The organism is Usitatibacter rugosus (assembly GCF_013003965.1).
Lineage (GTDB): Bacteria > Pseudomonadota > Gammaproteobacteria > Burkholderiales > Usitatibacteraceae > Usitatibacter > Usitatibacter rugosus.
Genome location: NZ_CP053069.1, coordinates 3,679,136 through 3,695,293 on the forward strand (window position 1 = coordinate 3,679,136; position 16,158 = coordinate 3,695,293).

The 16,158-nt window shown below is 67.3% G+C and carries 18 protein-coding genes; 6 read left to right on the top strand and 12 right to left on the bottom strand.

The features are described from left to right. Positions 1 to 18 precede the first annotated feature (18 nt). Complete coding sequence (locus tag DSM104443_RS17335; RefSeq protein ID WP_212756760.1) at positions 19 to 1,602, bottom strand: gamma-glutamyltransferase family protein; 1,584 nt, start codon at positions 1,600 to 1,602, stop codon at positions 19 to 21. Between the two features lie 16 nt (positions 1,603 to 1,618). Further along, positions 1,619 to 2,578 carry a Bug family tripartite tricarboxylate transporter substrate binding protein gene (locus DSM104443_RS17340; RefSeq protein WP_171094484.1) on the bottom strand — a complete coding sequence of 320 codons (960 nt, stop codon included), beginning with the start codon at positions 2,576 to 2,578 and terminating at the stop codon, positions 1,619 to 1,621. Positions 2,579 to 2,635: 57 nt separating this feature from the next. Here DSM104443_RS17340 and DSM104443_RS17345 point away from each other — a divergent pair, with 57 nt between their 5' ends. After that, complete coding sequence (locus DSM104443_RS17345) at positions 2,636 to 3,313, top strand: haloacid dehalogenase type II (RefSeq protein WP_171094486.1); 678 nt, start codon at positions 2,636 to 2,638, stop codon at positions 3,311 to 3,313. 75 nt (positions 3,314 to 3,388) lie between these two features. On the opposite strand, the gene DSM104443_RS17350 is transcribed toward DSM104443_RS17345, so the two are convergent. The 6 genes from DSM104443_RS17350 to DSM104443_RS17375 form a co-directional block, all read right to left on the bottom strand. Continuing rightward, a complete protein-coding gene (locus DSM104443_RS17350; protein WP_171094488.1) occupies positions 3,389 to 4,888 on the bottom strand; it encodes a tripartite tricarboxylate transporter permease in 1,500 nt (499 codons plus the stop codon). An 11-nt stretch (positions 4,889 to 4,899) separates the two neighbouring features. Then, complete coding sequence (locus tag DSM104443_RS17355) at positions 4,900 to 5,418, bottom strand: tripartite tricarboxylate transporter TctB family protein (protein ID WP_171094490.1); 519 nt, start codon at positions 5,416 to 5,418, stop codon at positions 4,900 to 4,902. Between the two features lie 93 nt (positions 5,419 to 5,511). Further along, a complete protein-coding gene (locus DSM104443_RS17360) occupies positions 5,512 to 6,462 on the bottom strand; it encodes a Bug family tripartite tricarboxylate transporter substrate binding protein (protein WP_171094492.1) in 951 nt (316 codons plus the stop codon). A gap of 5 nt (positions 6,463 to 6,467) precedes the next feature. Beyond that, a complete protein-coding gene (locus DSM104443_RS17365) occupies positions 6,468 to 7,529 on the bottom strand; it encodes a tartrate dehydrogenase (RefSeq protein ID WP_171094494.1) in 1,062 nt (353 codons plus the stop codon). A 21-nt stretch (positions 7,530 to 7,550) separates the two neighbouring features. Continuing rightward, positions 7,551 to 8,435: an alpha/beta fold hydrolase gene (locus tag DSM104443_RS17370; protein WP_171094496.1), complete on the bottom strand. Its 885-nt coding sequence runs from the start codon at positions 8,433 to 8,435 to the stop codon at positions 7,551 to 7,553. Next, positions 8,432 to 9,883, bottom strand: a complete 1,452-nt coding sequence (locus tag DSM104443_RS17375; RefSeq protein ID WP_212756762.1) for a class I adenylate-forming enzyme family protein — start codon at positions 9,881 to 9,883, stop codon at positions 8,432 to 8,434. Before DSM104443_RS17375 ends, DSM104443_RS17370 begins: the two co-directional genes overlap by 4 nt. A gap of 91 nt (positions 9,884 to 9,974) precedes the next feature. Between DSM104443_RS17375 and DSM104443_RS17380 the strand changes: the two genes are divergently transcribed. Genes DSM104443_RS17380 through DSM104443_RS17400 form a run of 5 tightly spaced genes read left to right on the top strand, consistent with a single transcriptional unit; the run spans position 9,975 to position 13,673 of the window. Then, positions 9,975 to 10,850: a Tll0287-like domain-containing protein gene (locus DSM104443_RS17380; protein WP_171094500.1), complete on the top strand. Its 876-nt coding sequence runs from the start codon at positions 9,975 to 9,977 to the stop codon at positions 10,848 to 10,850. Between the two features lie 12 nt (positions 10,851 to 10,862). Then, the gene (locus tag DSM104443_RS17385) at positions 10,863 to 12,287 is read left to right on the top strand and encodes a serine/threonine-protein kinase (protein ID WP_171094502.1); all 1,425 of its coding nucleotides are present in this window, start codon (positions 10,863 to 10,865) and stop codon (positions 12,285 to 12,287) included. Next, positions 12,284 to 12,856 (top strand): Ntn hydrolase family protein, encoded by a 573-nt coding sequence (locus DSM104443_RS17390; protein WP_171094504.1) that lies wholly within the window; start codon positions 12,284 to 12,286, stop codon positions 12,854 to 12,856. The genes DSM104443_RS17385 and DSM104443_RS17390 overlap by 4 nt, the downstream gene beginning before the upstream one ends. Next, positions 12,853 to 13,230, top strand: coding sequence for an RNA-binding S4 domain-containing protein (locus tag DSM104443_RS17395; protein WP_171094506.1), 378 nt, complete (start codon positions 12,853 to 12,855; stop codon positions 13,228 to 13,230). The genes DSM104443_RS17390 and DSM104443_RS17395 overlap by 4 nt, the downstream gene beginning before the upstream one ends. Beyond that, positions 13,227 to 13,673 (top strand): DUF6644 family protein, encoded by a 447-nt coding sequence (locus DSM104443_RS17400; RefSeq protein ID WP_171094508.1) that lies wholly within the window; start codon positions 13,227 to 13,229, stop codon positions 13,671 to 13,673. The genes DSM104443_RS17395 and DSM104443_RS17400 overlap by 4 nt, the downstream gene beginning before the upstream one ends. On the opposite strand, the gene DSM104443_RS17405 is transcribed toward DSM104443_RS17400, so the two are convergent. Genes DSM104443_RS17405 through DSM104443_RS17420 form a run of 4 tightly spaced genes read right to left on the bottom strand, consistent with a single transcriptional unit; the run spans position 13,660 to position 16,136 of the window. Next, a complete protein-coding gene (locus DSM104443_RS17405; protein ID WP_171094510.1) occupies positions 13,660 to 14,238 on the bottom strand; it encodes a histidine phosphatase family protein in 579 nt (192 codons plus the stop codon). The genes DSM104443_RS17400 and DSM104443_RS17405 overlap by 14 nt on opposite strands. Positions 14,239 to 14,240: 2 nt before the next feature. Beyond that, complete coding sequence (locus DSM104443_RS17410) at positions 14,241 to 14,990, bottom strand: competence/damage-inducible protein A (protein ID WP_171094513.1); 750 nt, start codon at positions 14,988 to 14,990, stop codon at positions 14,241 to 14,243. A 1-nt stretch (position 14,991) separates the two neighbouring features. Further along, complete coding sequence (locus DSM104443_RS17415) at positions 14,992 to 15,621, bottom strand: YbhB/YbcL family Raf kinase inhibitor-like protein (RefSeq protein ID WP_246232338.1); 630 nt, start codon at positions 15,619 to 15,621, stop codon at positions 14,992 to 14,994. Then, the gene (locus tag DSM104443_RS17420) at positions 15,618 to 16,136 is read right to left on the bottom strand and encodes an FKBP-type peptidyl-prolyl cis-trans isomerase (RefSeq protein WP_212756764.1); all 519 of its coding nucleotides are present in this window, start codon (positions 16,134 to 16,136) and stop codon (positions 15,618 to 15,620) included. Before DSM104443_RS17420 ends, DSM104443_RS17415 begins: the two co-directional genes overlap by 4 nt. Between the last annotated feature and the right edge of the window lie 22 nt (positions 16,137 to 16,158).

A 16,158-nucleotide genomic window follows, 5' to 3' on the forward strand; every position in this document is an offset into this window, starting at 1 on the left:
GGTCAGACCCCATTTATTTCAGAAGCCGATCGCGCAGCCGTCCTTGCGGTGGTCGGACGCGGCGAGGTAGCCGTCCTCGAGACGGTGGATGAGCTGCGCACCGCCGAAGCCGAACATCGGCACCTCGGGCGGCACGATCTTGTGGCCGCGGCGCACCAGCTCCTCGGTCACGGTCGCGGGCATCCGGTCCTCGACGCAGATCGTGTAGTCGGGATTCACGATCCAGCGCGGCGCATCGGTGCAGGCCTGCGGGTTCTGGTGGTAGTCGACGAGGCGCACGACCATCTGCAGGTGGCCCTGCGGCTGCATCATGCCGCCCATCACGCCGAAGGACATGACCGGAACGCCGTCGCGCGTGAGGAAGCCGGGGATGATCGTGTGGTACGGGCGCTTCCGCGGGCCAACCTCGTTCGCATGGCCGGCCACGAGCTTGAAGCCCGCGCCGCGGTTCTGAAGGCTGATGCCGGTGCCGGGCACCACGACGCCCGAGCCGAAGCCCATGTAGTTGGACTGGATCAGCGAGACCATCATTCCGCTCTCGTCCGCGGTGGTGAGGTAGACCGTGCCGCCGTCCTTCGGGATGCCGGACTTCGGATGCGATGCGCGCTTCATGTCGATCAGCTTCGCGCGCTGGGCGAGGTAGCCGGCGTCCAGCAGCTCCTCGACCGTCGTCTGCATCGTCGACGGATCGGACACGTGCTTCCACGCATCCGCGAAGCCGAGCTTCATGGCCTCGATCTGCAGGTGGATGCTGTCGGCGGAATCGGCCGGGTGCGAGGAGACGTCGAAGCCGGAGAGGATGCCGAGCGCGGTGAGCGAGGCGATGCCGTGGCCGTTGGGCGGGATCTGGTGCAGGCGATAGCCGCGGTAGTCGATGGAGATCGTGTCCACCCAGTCGTTCTTGTGGGCGGCGAGATCCTCGGCGGTCATCGCGCCGTCGTCGGAGGCGCTGGCGAGGGCGATGCGCTCGGCGAGCGGGCCGCGGTAGAAGCTCTCGCCGCGCGTGGCGGCGATTTCCTCGAGTGTGTCGGCCTGTTGCGGGCAGTAGAAGCGCTCGCCCGCGTAGGGCGCGCGATCCTTCGGCAGGAAGGTCCAGGAGAACTCGGAGAAGTCCTTGAAGTTCGGCGCCTGGCGCGCCCACGACAGCGCCGTGATCGGCGAGACCATGTAGCTCTCGCGCGCGTACTTGATCGCGAACTCGAAGAGCTGCGCGAAGGGAAGCTTGCCGAACTTGGCGGAGAGGTCGGCCCAGGCGGCCACGCAGCCCGGAACCGTCACCGCGTCCCAGCCGTGGATCGGCATGGCCGTCTTGCCCTTGAAGCGCTCGGGCGTCCAGCCGGCGGGCGAGCGGCCCGAGGCGTTGAGCCCATGCAGCTTCTTCCCGTCCCACAGGATGGCGAAGAGGTCCGAGCCGATGCCGTTGCTGGTGGGCTCGACCACCGTGAGCGTGATGGCGGCGGCGAGCGCGGCATCCACGGCGTTGCCGCCGCGGTGGAGCATCTGCAGGCCGGCCTGCGCGGCGAGCGGCTGCGAGGTGGCGACGACGTTCTTCGCCAGCACCGGCATGCGCTGCGAGGTATACGGGAAATCCCAGGTGAACATGCGGCGTCTTTTCGTTCTATTCGGGTTTGACGTTGGCGTCGTGGATCACCTTCGACCACTTCGCCGATTCGCTCGCGATCACCTTCACGAAATCCTGCTGCGTCCCGCCGGTGATGTCGAAGCCCAGCTGGCGGAAGCGCTCCTTGATCGCGGGATCCCCGAGGATCTTGTTCATCTCGGTGTTCACGCGGTCGACGACGGCCTTGGGCGTGCCCGCGGGCGCGAAGATGCCGAAGTAGTTCCAGGAGTCGAAGCCCTTGAGGCCCGACTCGTCGATCGTGGGGAGGTTGGGCACGAGATCGGAACGCTGCAGCGACGAGATGCCCAGCGCGTTCAGGCGCCCGCTGTCCAGGTGCGGCTTCGCGGTCATCACGCTGTCGAAGAGGATCGAGACCGTGCCCTGCGCGAGGTCGGGGATGGAGAGCTGCGTCCCCTTGTACGGCACGTGCGTGAGCTTGATGCCGGCCTGCGCGGAGAACATCTCCGCCGTCAGGTGCGCGACGCTGCCGATGCCGCTGGTGGAATAGTTGTACTTGCCCGGATCCTTCTTCGCGAGCTCGATGAACTCGCGCACGTTCCTCGCCGGGATCTTCGGCGAGATGAGCATGATGTTCGTGGCGTAGCCGACGTACACGACCGGGACGAAGTCCTTCACCGGATCGTAGGGCAGCTTCTGCAGGTAGGGGCCGACCGAGTGCGTGCTGCCCGTGGCCATCAGCAGCGTGTAGCCGTCATTGGGGCTCTTCGCCGCGAGGTCCGAGCCGATCGTGCCGCCGGCGCCGGGCTTGTTGTCGACGACGACCGCCTGCCCCAGGGCGGTGCTGAGCTTGTCCGAGAGCGAGCGCGTGAGCACGTCGGTCGGGCCGCCCGCCGGGAACGGCACGATCATCTTGATGGGCTTGGTGGGCCACGCCTGGGCGTGGGCGGCGGATGCGGCGAGCGCAAGCGCGAGGCTCGCGGCGATTCGGACGAGCATGGGGCGTTCCGGATGTGCGGGGTTGCCCCAATGGTAGCATCGGCCAAAAGCACACCCATGGCCCAAGAGATATCAGCCCTTGTGTTCGACGCGTACGGCACGCTCTTCGACGTGCACTCCGTCACGCGCCTCGCCGACACGCTCTTTCCCGGGCGTGGCGCCGCGCTCTCGGCAGCCTGGCGGACCAAGCAGCTCGAGTACACGTGGCTGCGCTCGCTCATGGACCGCTACGAGGATTTCAACCGCGTGACCGCGGCCAGCCTCGACTGGTCGCTCGAGCACCTGGGCCTCGAGGCGGACGAGGCGGCGCGGCGCGCGCTGGTCGCGGAATACCGGACGCTGGCGGTGTTTCCCGAAGTGCCCGCGGCGCTCGATGCGATGGCGCGGCAACGCCCGCTCGCGATCCTCTCCAACGGGCATCCCGAGATGCTCGAGGCCGTCGTCGAGCACAACAAGCTGAGGAACCTCTTCCGCGGCGGCGTGCTCTCGGTGCACGCGGCCAAGGTCTTCAAGCCGCACCCGAGCGTCTACGCGCTCGCCGAGAATCGCCTCGGCGTGCCGCGCTCGCTCACGGGCTTCGTGTCGTCCAACGGGTGGGATGCGGCGGGCGCGCGAACCTTCGGCTTCCAGGTCTTCTGGGTGAATCGCGGGAAGGCGCCGGTGGAGCGGCTGGGCGTGCGGCCCGATGCCGTGATCTCGAATCTCTCCGAACTTGCCGAGCTCCTGAAGCAATAGGCGCAAAAGAAAGGGGTCAGACCCTTTTATTCGCGAAAAGCACGCGAATAAAAGGGTCTGACCCCTGGATTCTCTCTACTCCTGGAAAGCTTCTTCGCGCTTCTTGGAGATCGACGGCGCCATCACGATCAGCAGCAGCGCGGCGGAGAGGATCAGCAGCACGAGGCTGATCGGGCGTTCGTAGAACACGTCGATCTTGCCTCGCGAGAGCAGCAGCGCTCTTCGCAAGTTCTCCTCCATCATCGGTCCCAGCACGAAGCCCAGCAGCAACGGGGCTGGCTCGGTGTCGAGCTTGATGAAGAGGTAGCCGATGAAGCCGAAGAGCGCCGTCAGGAAGACGTCCATCGTGGCGTTGTTGATCGAGTACACGCCGATGCAGCAGAACGTGAGGATCGCCGGGTAGAGGTACTTGTAGTCGACCGACAGCAGCTTCACCCACAGGCCGATCATCGGCAGGTTCAGCACCACGAGCAGGAAGTTGCCCACCCACATCGAGGCGATCATCCCCCAGAAGAGCTCGGGCTTCGCCGTCATGATCTGCGGGCCGGGCTGGATGCCGTGGATGATCATCGCGCCGATCATCAGCGCCATCACCGGGTTGGACGGGATGCCGAGCGTGAGCAGCGGGATGAAGGAAGTCTGCGCGGCCGCGTTGTTCGCGGACTCCGGGGCGGCCACGCCCTCGAGGGCGCCCTTGCCGAAGCGGCTCGGGTCCTTCGACAGCTTCTTCTCCAGCGTGTAGGCCGAGAACGAGCCCAGCACCGGGCCACCGCCCGGCAGGATGCCGAGGAACGCACCCAGCGCGGTTCCGCGCAGCGTCGCCGGCGTGACCTGCTTGATGTCGGCGAAGTTCGGAAGCAGGCCGGTGATCGACTTCGTGAACACCTCGCGCTTCTCGCCTTGCTCCAGGTTCCGGATGATCTCGGAGAAGCCGAAGATGCCCATCGCGATCGTGCCGATGCCCACGCCGTCGATCAGCTCCGGAAGGCCGAAGCTGTAGCGCGCCACGCCGGAGTTCACGTCGGTGCCGATCAGCCCCATCAGCAGCCCGAGGATGATCATCGCGATCGCCTTGATGAGCGAGCCGTGCGCCAGCACCACCGCGGCGACCAGGCCCAGCACCATCAGCGAGAAGTAGTCCGCGGGGCCGAACTTCAGGGCCAGCTCCGCGAGCGGCGGGGCGAAGCCCGCGATCAGCAGCGTGGCCACCGAGCCCGCGAAGAAGGACGAGAGCGCCGCGACCCCGAGTGCCTTCCCTGCCTTTCCCTGCCTCGCTAACTGATAGCCGTCCAGGCAGGTCACCACCGATGAGACCTCCCCCGGCAGGTTCACCAGGATGGCCGTCGTCGAGCCGCCGTACTGCGCTCCGTAGTAGATGCCGGCCAGCATGATCAGCGCGGACACCGGTGGCAGCACGAACGTGGCGGGCAGCAGCATGGAGATCGTCGCGATCGGTCCGATGCCGGGCAACACCCCGATCAGCGTACCGAGCAGCACGCCGATGAAGCAATACATGATGTTGCTGAAGGTCAGCGCGACCGAGAAGCCGAGTGCCAGGTTGTTGAGGAAGTCCATGGCTTATTCCTTTAGACGCGGCAAGCGCGCATGTCCTGCAGGTTCGCGACGTCGGGACAGAGCGGGATCGGCAGCTTCAACCCGTAGACGAACACCCCGGTCGCGAAGATGATCAGGCACACCGCGAGGATGATCGTGGGCTTCCAGCGGAAGTCGTGGCTTCCCATGCTGGCGATGACGACGAGGATGATGCCCGCGATCGGCATGCCCAGCGGCTTCATGAGCAGGCCGAAGGACACCACGGCGGAGAGGACCCAGAGGATCGGGCCCCAGTGGAATTTCTCGACGGGCTTCACCTCGCTGCTGCGCAGCGCCATCACGGCGATGGCGACGCCGAGGATGAACAGGATGAGGCCGAGCCAGAAGGGGAAGAATGCGGGGCCCATGCGCGCCGGGGTACCCATCGAGTAGCCGGCCATCAGCACCTTGTCGCCGATCTTCACGCCGTAGGCAACGATCAGGAACAGGAATCCGATGCTGGCGAACATCACGCCGGCCCAGAAATCCGTCTGGTTTCCTTTCTTCATCATGGCTTTCTCTCTCTCGGTGTGCGCATCGGTGCGGCCGGCCTGATTATGTCAGCATCGCGGACCGCGGGAATGACGCAGTGCAGCAACGCAACGTCACTTCGCGAGGCCCATCAGCTTGGCGGTGCCCAGGTAGATCTTCTTCCGCTCTTCCATGAAGGCGGGCATCTTGTCGTAGGTGATGTCCATCAGCTCGAAGCCGTTGTCGAGCATCTGCTTCCTGAATTCGGGATCGCGGTTGATCTCGGAGAACATGTCCGAGAGCTTCTTGCGGAGGTCCTCCGGCGTGGACTTCGGCACGCCGATGCCGCGGATGGCGCCGTCCACCCAGTCCAGCCCCAGCTCGCGGAAGGTCGGCACATCGGGGAAGAGCTCGAGGCGCTTCTCCGAGGCGACGGCGAGCATGCGCGCCTTGCCTTTCTGCTGGAGCGCGAGCGGCGAATACGACATGGCGCCGTCCACGTGCCCGCCGATCAGCGAGGCGACGAGGTCTCCCGTGCCCTTGAACGCGACGTACTGCGTCTTGATGCCGGCGAGGTTGTTCAGCCGCTCGTGCGCCGCGTGGTTCGCGGAATTGGTTCCGGAACCGGCGAAGTTGAGCTTGCCGGGATTTGCCTTGGCTGCGGCCACGAGGTCCTGGTAGGTCTTGAGGGGGCTTTCGGCGCGAACGATGATCGCGTCGGGCGTGTACTGGAAGAAATGGATGTTCGTGATGTCTTCCGTCTTGTACTGGACATTCCCTTCAAGGGGCTGAAGCACGATGTGGGGCAGGTTGGTGCCCATCACGGTGTAGCCGTCGCCGGGGAAGGTGTTCAGCTGCGACCAGGCGAGCGCGCCGCCGGCGCCGGGCTTCGAATCGACGATGAGCTCCTGGCCGAATTTCTTCCGGAAGTACGGCTGCTGCAGGCGCGCGGCGACATCCGATTCGCCGCCGGGGGCGAACGCGATGTAGTAGCGCACGGGCTTCTCGGGAAATGCCGCGCGCGCGGGCAGCGATAGCGACATGGCGAGCGTGCCGCCCGCCACCAGGAATTCGCGTCTTTTCATGTCTCTCATCCTCCGATGATTTGTGCGATGGCCTTGCCGACGTCCTGCGTGCCCGCGTTGCCGCCCATGTCGCGCGTGCGCGGGCCATCCTTGAGCACCGTCTCGATCGCCTGCACGATCGCGGCGGCCGCGGCGGGCTCGCCCAGGTGCTCGAGCATCATCGCGCCCGACCAGACCTGGCCGATGGGATTCGCGATGCCCTTGCCGGCGATGTCCGGCGCGCTTCCGTGCACCGGCTCGAAGCACGACGGGAACTCGCGCTCGGGATTCAGGTTCGCCGAGGGCGCGATGCCGATCGTGCCGGTGCACGCGGGCCCGAGGTCCGAGAGGATGTCGCCGAAGAGGTTGGAGCCCACGACGACATCGAACCAGTCGGGATGCTGGACGAAGTGCGCCGTGAGGATGTCGATGTGGTATTGCGAGGTCTTCACGTCCGGATACTTCGCGGACATCTCCTTGAAGCGCTCGTCCCAGTACGGCATGGTGATCGCGATGCCGTTGGACTTGGTGGCCGAGGTCACGTGCTTCCTCGTGCGCTTCCGCGCGAGCTCGAAGGCGAATTTCATGATGCGGTCGGTGCCGCGGCGCGTGAACACCGAGAGCTGCGAGGCGAACTCGTGCTCCGTGCCCGCGTGCATGCGCCCGCCCATCGAGGAGTACTCGCCCTCGTTGTTCTCGCGCACGACCCAGAAATCGATGTCGCCGGGCTTGCGGCCCGCGAGCGGCGAAGGCACGCCGGGCATCAGGCGCACGGGACGCAGGTTCACGTACTGCTGGAACTCGCGGCGGATCGGGATCAGCAGGCCCCAGAGCGAGACGTGGTCGGGAACGCCGGGAAACCCGCACGCGCCGAGGAAGATCGCGTCGTGCCCCTTGATCGACGCGAGCCCGTCCTCGGGCATCATCCGGCCGTGCTTGGCGTAGTACTCGCAGCTCCAGGGCTTCTCGTCCCACTGGAACTCGAAGCCGAACTTGCGGCCCGCGGCCTCGAGCACGCGGATGCCTTCAGGCACCACTTCGGTGCCGATCCCGTCGCCCGCGACGACGGCAATGCGAAAACGCTTCACTTCCCCTCCTTCGGTACCGGGTTACTTGAAGAACCCTTCGAATTCGTCGGCCACCTGCTCCGGGACTTCCTCCGGCAGGTAGTGCCCCGCGGGCAGCGCGTGCCCTTTCGCATCTTGGGCGACGCGCAGCCATTCGTCTACGGGCTTGAAGCAGGCTTCGACCACGCCGTGCCCGCCCCACAACGCCAGCAGCGGCATGGGGAGCTTCCGCCCCGCGTCGCGGTCGGCGCGATCGTGCACGAGATCGATCGCCGCCGCTGCACGATAGTCCTCGCACATCGCGTGGATCGATTCGTCCGTGAAGCACCGTTCATACTCGGCGAGCGCTTCCCGCGCGAAAGGCTTCATGCCGGCTCGCCCCTGGCCGATCTTGAAGTGCAGGTAGGCGAGGCGGTCGCCGCCGATCATGCGCTCGGGCTGCGGCGCCGGGAGGATGAGGAAGAACCAGTGCCAGTAGGCGCGCGCGAAAGCCTCGGTCGTCTGCTCGTACATCGCGAGCGTCGGCGCGATATCCAGGACGGCGACTTTCGTGACCGCCTTCGGATGGTCGGCCGCGAGCCGGTGCGCCACGCGCCCTCCGCGGTCGTGGCCCGCGAGGAAGAAGCTCTCGTGGCCCAGCGAGCGCATGAGCTCGACCTGGTCCGCGGCCATCGCGCGCTTCGAGTAGCCCGCGTGGTCGGTTCCGCCCGCGGGCTTGGCGGAGTCTCCGTAGCCGCGCAGATCCGAGGCCACGACGGTGTAGCGCCGGGCGAGGCGCGGCGCGACCCTGTGCCAGATGGCGCGCGTCTGCGGATAGCCGTGCAGCAAGAGCAGGGGCGGGCCGGAGCCGCCGACCCACGCGGCGATCTCGGTCTCGCCGGTGCGGATGCGCGTGTCGCGAAAGCCTTCGAAGAGGGGAGCGCTCATGGGGTGTCGAGTCTACCGCGCAGCTCGGTCTTCAGGACCTTGCCGTAGTGATTCTTCGGCAGGCTCTCGACGAACCGGTAGTCCTTGGGCCGCTTGAAGCGCGCGATGTGCTCGAGGCACCAGCGGTCGAGCTCCGCGGCCGAAGGCGCCGTCCCGCGGGCGACGACGAAGGCCACCACGCTCTCGCCCCATTCGGGATCCGGACGGCCCACCACCGAAACCTCGGCCACCGAGGGATGCGCGAGCAGGACCTCCTCCACCTCGCGCGGGTAGATGTTGGAGCCGCCGCTGATGATGAGGTCCTTGCTGCGGTCCTTGAGCGTGAGGAAACCGTCGGCATCGAGCGCTCCGAGGTCTCCGGTCCAGAGCCAGCCGCCGCGTAGCGCGCGAGTTGTCGCTTCCGGATCCTCCCAGTAGCCCGACATCACGGTGCCGCCGCGAACGCAGACCTCACCCACCTCGCCGGGCGCCAGGTCGCGCCCGTCTTCACCGCGGATCGCGACCTCCACGCCGTGGTGCGCAACGCCCACCGAAGCGAGACGCTGCGCGTGCCTCGGATGCGCCGTGTCGCCGTGGTGGAATTTCGACAGCGCGGTGATCGTCATCGGCGTTTCTCCCTGGCCGTAGATCTGCGCGAAGCGGTTGCCGAGCACGGCGATGGCCTCGTGGATGTCCGCCTGGTACATCGGCCCGCCTCCATACACGAGGGTGCGCAGCCCTGGCGCCGATCGCCCCGAGGCGCGCGCGGCCTCGGTGAGGCGTTTCACCATCGTCGGTGCCGCGAAGAGGGAGACCTCGTCATGCGATTCGCAGAGGCGCAGCACCTCGTCCGCGTCGAAGCCGCCCGACTCGGGGACGACCTGGGCCGCGCCCGCCGCGAGGTGCGTGAACGTGTAGAGCCCCGAGCCGTGCGACATCGGGGCCGCGTGCAGCAGGCATCCGCCGGCAGGCACCTCGTCGACGCTGCGGAAGTAGCTCTCCGTCATGCACGCCAGGTTCGCGTGCGAGAGCATCGCGCCCTTCGGCCGCCCGGTGGTGCCGCTCGTGTAGAAGAGCCACGCCAGTCCGCCCTGCGGATCGGGCTCGGCCAGGGGCCCGGAAGCCAGCAGGCGGCGATAGTCCGCGCCCTCCGTCTCGAAGCGGTAACGCACGCCCGCGTGTTCAGTGATGTAGCTCACTTCTTTCGGGTGCAACTTCGCGTTTACTGGCACCACGACGAGACCGGCCCACCACGCGGCATACATCGCCTCCAGGTACTCGGGGGCGTTGCGCTGCAGGATCATGACGCGGCTGCCGGGCTCGAGGCCGCGCGCACGCAGGCCCCCGGCCAGCGCGGAGACGCGCCGGGCGAGATCCTTGTAGGACGCCCAGGGCGAGCTTCCGAGGTACAGTGCGGTCCGCTCGGGATGGTTCCGGGCGGCCTTTGTCAGGTATTCCGTGGCATTCACGACTAACGGCGCGCCAGGGGCGACGGATGGTTGGGAGGGTCGCATCCAGACGGTAGTATGTCGCGTAAGGCAAGCCGGGAGGGCACAAGCCATGGGTCTCAGACTCAAATTCAACATCGTTTTGTTTCTCGTTTTCGCAGCCGGGATGGGCGTTTCGGCCTACGTCTCGCACAGGCTCCTGCAGGACAACGCGAAGGAAGAAGTCCTTCGCAACGCCGGCCTCATGATGGAGGCTGCGCTGTCGATCCGGGGCTACACGGTCACGCAGGTGAAGCCGCACCTGGAAGCGCAGCTCGCGGAGACCTTCCTGCCGCAGACGGTCCCGGCCTACGCGGCCACGGAGACCTTCAATACCCTGCGGAAAAAGTATCCCGACTATTCGTACAAGGAAGCCACGCTGAATCCCACCAATCCGCGCGACAAGGCGGTGGAGTGGGAAGCCGACGTGGTGAACGCCTTCCGCAACGCGGGCGCCTCGCTCCCCGAAGTGACGGGCATGCGCGACACGCCCGTGGGCCCGATGCTCTACCTCGCCCGCCCGCTGCAGATCAAGGATCCGGCCTGCCTCGTCTGCCATAGCGTTCCGGCAAACGCTCCCGCCTCGATGATCAAGCTCTACGGCGAGAACAACGGCTTCGGCTGGAAGCACCAGGAGATCATCGGAGCGCAGGTCGTGTCGGTGCCGATGTCGCTGCCGATCAAGAACGCGAACAAGGCCTTCGTCACGTTCATCGGCTCGCTGGCGGCGATCTTCGTGGTGACCTTCATCGTGCTGAACGTCATGCTCTCGGTGATGATCATCCGGCCGATCTCGCGCATGAGCGCGGCCGCGGACCAGGTGTCGACCGGGGACTTCGACGTGCCCGAGTTCAAGACCAAGGGCCGGGACGAGATCCACGCGCTGGGGACCTCCTTCAACCGGATGCGCCGCAGCCTGCAAAAGGCCCTCAAGCTGATCGAGCGGTAAAATCGGGGCTTCATGGCAGACAACGCCCCGGAGAAGATCGGCAAGTACAAGGTCGTCCGCCCATTGGGCAAGGGCGCGATGGGCATGGTCTACGAGGGCTACGACCCGGTCATCGAGCGCCGGGTCGCCATCAAGACCATCCTTGCCGAATACCTCGAAGCCGCCGAGATGGAGGAGGCCGTCGCGCGCTTCAAGCGCGAGGCCCAGGCCGGCGGCCGCCTCATGCACCCCGGCATCATCGGCGTCTACGAGTACGGCGACGAAGGCGGCATGGCCTACATCGTCATGGAGTACTGCGACGGCGAGGAGCTGAAGAACGTCTTCCGCGAGGGCCGGCGCTACGAGCTGATCGACACCTTCGAGATCATGAAGCAGCTGCTCTCGGCGCTCGAGTACTCGCACAAGCAGGGCGTCGTGCACCGCGACATCAAGCCCGCGAACCTCATGATCCTGCCGGGCCCGAAGGTGAAGATCATGGACTTCGGGATCGCGAGGCTGGAGTCGTCCTCGCTCACGCAGGTGGGCACCGTCGTCGGCACCCCCACGCACATGGCGCCCGAGCAGCTGATGGGCATCCAGGCCGACGGCCGCGCCGACCTCTGGTCCGCGGGCGTGATCCTCTACGAGATGCTCACCGCCGTGAATCCCTTCCTCGCCGAGACGCCGGCCACCGTGATGCACCGCGTGCTGCAGGTGACGCCCGAGCCGCCGTCGAGCGTGAATCCCGCGTTGCCGCCGGGCTTCGACGGCGTGATCGCGCGCGCCCTCGCCAAGAAGCCCGCGGACCGCTTCGCCAGCGCCCGCGATTTCCAGCTGGCGCTCCTGCAGGCGCTGCAGGGGAAGGCCGTGGCCGGCACCTCTTCCGTCGAGCGCACGCTGCCGCCGGGCGCCGCCGCGCGCGCCGAGTCCACGCGCATCTCGATGCGCGCGCCCGCCGAACGCCGGCCGCTCGTCGTCGATCCCTCGATCTTGGCCGAGCTCGAGCGCTCGCTCTCGCGCCACATCGGCCCGCTCGCCAAGGTGCTCGTGAAGCAGGGCCAGGGCGAGGCGAAGGACATGGACGAGCTCCTCGAGCTGCTCGCGGCCAACATTCCCCGGGAAGAGCGCGGCGAGTTCCTCGCCAAGGCCGCGACGATCCGCAAGAAGGCCGTGGCGGCGGCCGAGGCGCCGGCACCCGCGCCGGCCGCTCCCGCACCGTCGCCCGCCGTGGACGCGACGCAGTCCGCCAAGGCGCAGAAGACGCGCATCAACTTCACGCCCGAGGCGGTGGCCACGGCCGAGAAGCGCCTCGCGAGCTACGTCGGCCCGCTCGCCAAGATCCTCATCAAGGACGCCGTCAACAAGTCGGCGACCCTGAAGGAGCTCTACCTCTCCCTCGCCTCGCACATCGACGACGAGGACGAGCGCAAGGCCTTCCTCAAGTCCGTCGACCTATGACCACCATCGTCGTCGTCCGCAAGGGCGACACCGCCGTGATCGCCGCCGATTCGCTCACCACGTTCGGCTCCACGCGCCTCGCGCCCGCCTACGACCGCCATCCGCAGAAGATCGTGGCGTACAAGGACTCGTTCATCGGCATCGCCGGGAGTGCCGCGCACCAGCTCGTGATGGAGAACCTGCTCGCGCGCGCGCCGGAGCTGGACTTCCACGGCAAGTCCGCGATCTACGAATCGTTCCGCAAGCTCCACCCGATGCTGAAGGACGAGGCGTTCCTGAACCCGAAGGAAGAGGACGACGATCCCTACGAGTCCTCGCAGATGACGGTGATGATCGCCAACCCCGCCGGCATCTTCGCGGTGTACTCGATGCGCGAGGTGTTCGAGTTCGACCGCTTCTGGGCGATCGGCTCGGGCCGCGACTTTGCACTCGGCGCCATGTACACGGTGTACGCGAAGGGCAAGTCCGCCGGAGCGATCGCCGAGACCGGGGTGCAGGCCGGCGCGGAGTTCGACACCGGCACGTCCCTCCCCCTCGCCCTGCACGAGGTGCGGCTCGCGAATCCGTGACGCGGCTCGACAAGTTCCTCTGGGCAGCGCGCTTCTTCAAGACACGAGCCCTCTCGGTGGCCGCGATCGAGGCCGGACGCGTGAGCGTGAACGGTGAACGCGCGAAGCCCGCGAAGGCCGTCAAGCCCGGTGATGCCCTCCTGATCCGTCGTCCGCCGTTCGAGCAGGCCGTGATCGTGCGCGCCCTTTCGGAGCAGCGCGGCTCCGCGGCGATCGCCGCGACGCTCTACGAGGAGACGGCCGAGAGCAAGGCGCGACGTGAGGCTCTGGTGGCCGAGCTGCGAGCCGCGCCCGCGCCCGTGTTCACCGGCCGGCCGACGAAGAAATCGCGCCGCGACTACGAGAAGTGGCTCCACGGCCAGGACGACGAATGATCGACGCGTTCACCTTGTCCCACTACACGGCCGTGGTCGCGATCCACACGCTCGGCTTCGTCGTGCTGGTGGGCGCGATCGTGGTCTTCGACCTTCGCGTGCTGGGCTTCTCGCGCGCGGTGCCGCTGCGCGCCCTGTCGCGCCTCACGCTTCCGTGGTGCTTCACCGCGCTGCTGGCGATCCTTCCCACGGGCTTGCTGATGCTCTCGGCGCACGCCGACGAGCTTCTCGCCAGCCGCGCTTTCCAGCTCAAGCTGGGCTTGATCCTCGCCGCGGGCATGAATGCCGCCTTCTTCCGCACCGGCCCGTGGGCCACGGTGCCGGCGTGGGACACGGGGGTCACCGCGCCGCTTACGGCTCGCGCCTCGGCAGCGCTTTCGATCGTGCTGTGGGCGGGCGTGCTTTCCTGCGGGCAGCTCGTGAGCGCGATCATTCGACCCTGAGCGTTCCCACGACCCGCAGGCCGCAGCAGCCGTCGGGACGCACGACCACCAGCGCGCCCGTCGCCACCGAGAGCTTCGTGAGCGCCGCGATGTTCACGTTGTGCGTGACCATCACGACGTTGCCTTTCGGCTTCGCGATCGAATAGCCCAGGATGCGCTTCTTCACCGTCTCGGTCGCCGCGCCCTCGAGGTGCGGCGTATCGAACGTGGAGCCGAGCGGCGACCAGTCCTCGGCCTTGCCGAAGGCGAGTTGCGCCGTCTCGCGGCAACGGCACCACGGGCTCGTGTAGACGCGCGCGATGGGCACGCGCTCGGCACGGATGCGCTCGCCGATGCGCTTCGCTTCCGCACGCCCCGAATCGGAGAGGTTGCGCTGCGTCGCGCAGTCCTCGAGCGTGTAGCCGGCCGGATCGCCGAGCCCCGAGGTCGTGCTCGCGTGGCGGACGAGGATCACCGAGCCCCCGCGGCGAAGCGTCGTCCAGAGCGACTCGGCGGTGATTTCGGCGCGGGCCGGGAGGAGCCACGCGGATCCGGCGACCAGCAGCGCGCGGCGCCGCGCATCCATGGCTAGCGCGGAGCCAGCTCTTCGAACGCGTAGCCGAGCTTCGCGACTTCCGTGCGCACGTAGGCCATGGCGTCGGGAACGCGCTTCGGGTCGCCGCGCACCGAGAGCTCCACCCGATAGCCGCCTTCGATGTTCTGCGGCAGGCTCGCGAGCTTGAGGTCCGGATAGTCGCGCACGACGGCGTTCATGATGTCGATGAGGAACGACTCGCCCACGCGCACCGCGATCGCATGCTCGACGGGGCGGACTTCGCGATGCAGGTGCTTGTACCGCGTGTCCAGCGCCCACGCCACCATCGGGTGTGCCATCTCGGGAAAGCCGGGCACGAAGTAGTGATGGTTCACGCAGAAGCCGGGAATGCGGTTGTACGGGTTCGGCACGATCGACGAGCCCTCGGGGAACTCGATCATCTTCAGGCGCCGCTCGGTGATCTCCTCCGGCTTGAAGCGCGCCTCGAGCTCCTTCAGCCCCTCGGGATGGACCGCGAGGCCGACGCCCAGCGCCGCCGCCGCGCACTGGCGCGTGTGGTCGTCGGGCGTGGCGCCGATGCCGCCGAAGGAGAACACGATGTCGCTCGTGGCGAACGTGCGCTGCAGCGTCGCGGTGATGCGCGCGGGATCGTCGCCCACGTACTCGGCCCACGCGAGCTCGAGGTTGCGGGCTCCGAGGAGCTCGATCACCTTGGCGAGGTGCTTGTCCTGGCGCTTCCCCGAGAGCAGCTCGTCGCCGATGATGAGCGCGCCGAAGGCCAAGCTAGAACTTCACTTTCGGATTGAGCGCGTAGGTGCCGGTGATCGAAGCCTTGGCCAGCACGTGGCCCTCCATCGCCTGGCGCGCATCCGCTCCGGCGAACGCGCCGTCCACGGCCAGGCGCTCCACGTCGAGGGCGAACACCGTGAACACGTAGTGGTGGACGATCTCGTCGTTCCACGGCGGGCACGGCCCGTCGTAGCCGAAGTACTGGCCGGCCATGGCCGGATCGCTCGCGAACCAGCCGGTGTAGTCGTTCAATCCCTGGCGGGCGCCGCGCGGCGCGGCCGGCCCGGGCTTGCCCGCGGCGACGATGGACGACGAGAACTCGCCCTCGCCGATCGACGCGACGGACGCCGGCAGGTCGACCAGCACCCAATGGAAGAAGTCCACGCGCGGCAGCGATGCGGGGACCGTCCTTCCTTCCTGGTTCACGTCCGTGCCGACGCTCGGCACATCGGGATCGTGGCAGATCACGGCGAAGCTCTTCGTGCCCGCGGGCACGTCGCTCCACGCGAGCGGCGGATTGCGGTTCTCCGACATGCGCACGTGCGCCGTCGGATCGGGCGCGCAGAACGCGAACTTGGCGGGGATCGCGCCGCCGTCGACGAATCCGGCGAGATGGACTTTCACTTGGGAGCCGCCGGTGCGGGAGCGGGCGCCTTCGGTGCGGCGTCGGGCTGCGGGTAGTAGACGATCTGGATCGTCTCGACCTCGAAGACCAGCGTGGCGTTCGGCGGGATCTTGCCGTCGGGCGTGCCCTTCTCGCCGTAGCCCTTGTCGGGCGGGATCACCAGCAGGCGCTTGGCGCCCTTCTCCTTCATGCCGATGATGCCCTCGTCCCACCCCGGGATCACCTTGCCCACGCTGATCATGAAGCCGAACGGCGTCGCGCGCCCCTCGGAGGAATCGAACTTGGCGCCCTTCAAGTCCTTGGCGCAGCCGTCGTAGAGCCAGCCGGTGTAGCTCACGAGGATGGCGCTCTTGGGAATGACGGAGCGATCGCCCGTGCCGGGGGCGAGGTCCTTCTTCACCAGCTCCTTCGGGGGCGGCACGCAGCCCGTCTTCGCATCGGCGGCCTTGGGGGCCTGCGCATTCGCGCAGGCCGCGGTGAAGGCCATCGCGGCCACGGCAATCAGTTGCTTCACGGAATCTCCTCGGTTCATTCTC

Excerpts from the sequence above, each read along its gene's own strand:
- DSM104443_RS17400 (WP_171094508.1), top strand. The coding sequence starts at position 13,227 with ATGATCGACGCGTTCACCTTGTCCCACTACACGGCCGTGGTCGCGATC.
- DSM104443_RS17350 (WP_171094488.1), bottom strand. The coding sequence starts at position 4,888 with ATGGACTTCCTCAACAACCTGGCACTCGGCTTCTCGGTCGCGCTGACC.
- DSM104443_RS17335 (WP_212756760.1), bottom strand. The coding sequence starts at position 1,602 with ATGTTCACCTGGGATTTCCCGTATACCTCGCAGCGCATGCCGGTGCTG.
- DSM104443_RS17370 (WP_171094496.1), bottom strand. The coding sequence starts at position 8,435 with ATGAGCGCTCCCCTCTTCGAAGGCTTTCGCGACACGCGCATCCGCACC.
- DSM104443_RS17380 (WP_171094500.1), top strand. The coding sequence starts at position 9,975 with ATGGGTCTCAGACTCAAATTCAACATCGTTTTGTTTCTCGTTTTCGCA.
- DSM104443_RS17340 (WP_171094484.1), bottom strand. The coding sequence starts at position 2,578 with ATGCTCGTCCGAATCGCCGCGAGCCTCGCGCTTGCGCTCGCCGCATCC.
- DSM104443_RS17355 (WP_171094490.1), bottom strand. The coding sequence starts at position 5,418 with ATGATGAAGAAAGGAAACCAGACGGATTTCTGGGCCGGCGTGATGTTC.
- DSM104443_RS17385 (WP_171094502.1), top strand. The coding sequence starts at position 10,863 with ATGGCAGACAACGCCCCGGAGAAGATCGGCAAGTACAAGGTCGTCCGC.
- DSM104443_RS17360 (WP_171094492.1), bottom strand. The coding sequence starts at position 6,462 with ATGAAAAGACGCGAATTCCTGGTGGCGGGCGGCACGCTCGCCATGTCG.
- DSM104443_RS17345 (WP_171094486.1), top strand. The coding sequence starts at position 2,636 with ATGGCCCAAGAGATATCAGCCCTTGTGTTCGACGCGTACGGCACGCTC.
- DSM104443_RS17390 (WP_171094504.1), top strand. The coding sequence starts at position 12,284 with ATGACCACCATCGTCGTCGTCCGCAAGGGCGACACCGCCGTGATCGCC.
- DSM104443_RS17405 (WP_171094510.1), bottom strand. The coding sequence starts at position 14,238 with ATGGATGCGCGGCGCCGCGCGCTGCTGGTCGCCGGATCCGCGTGGCTC.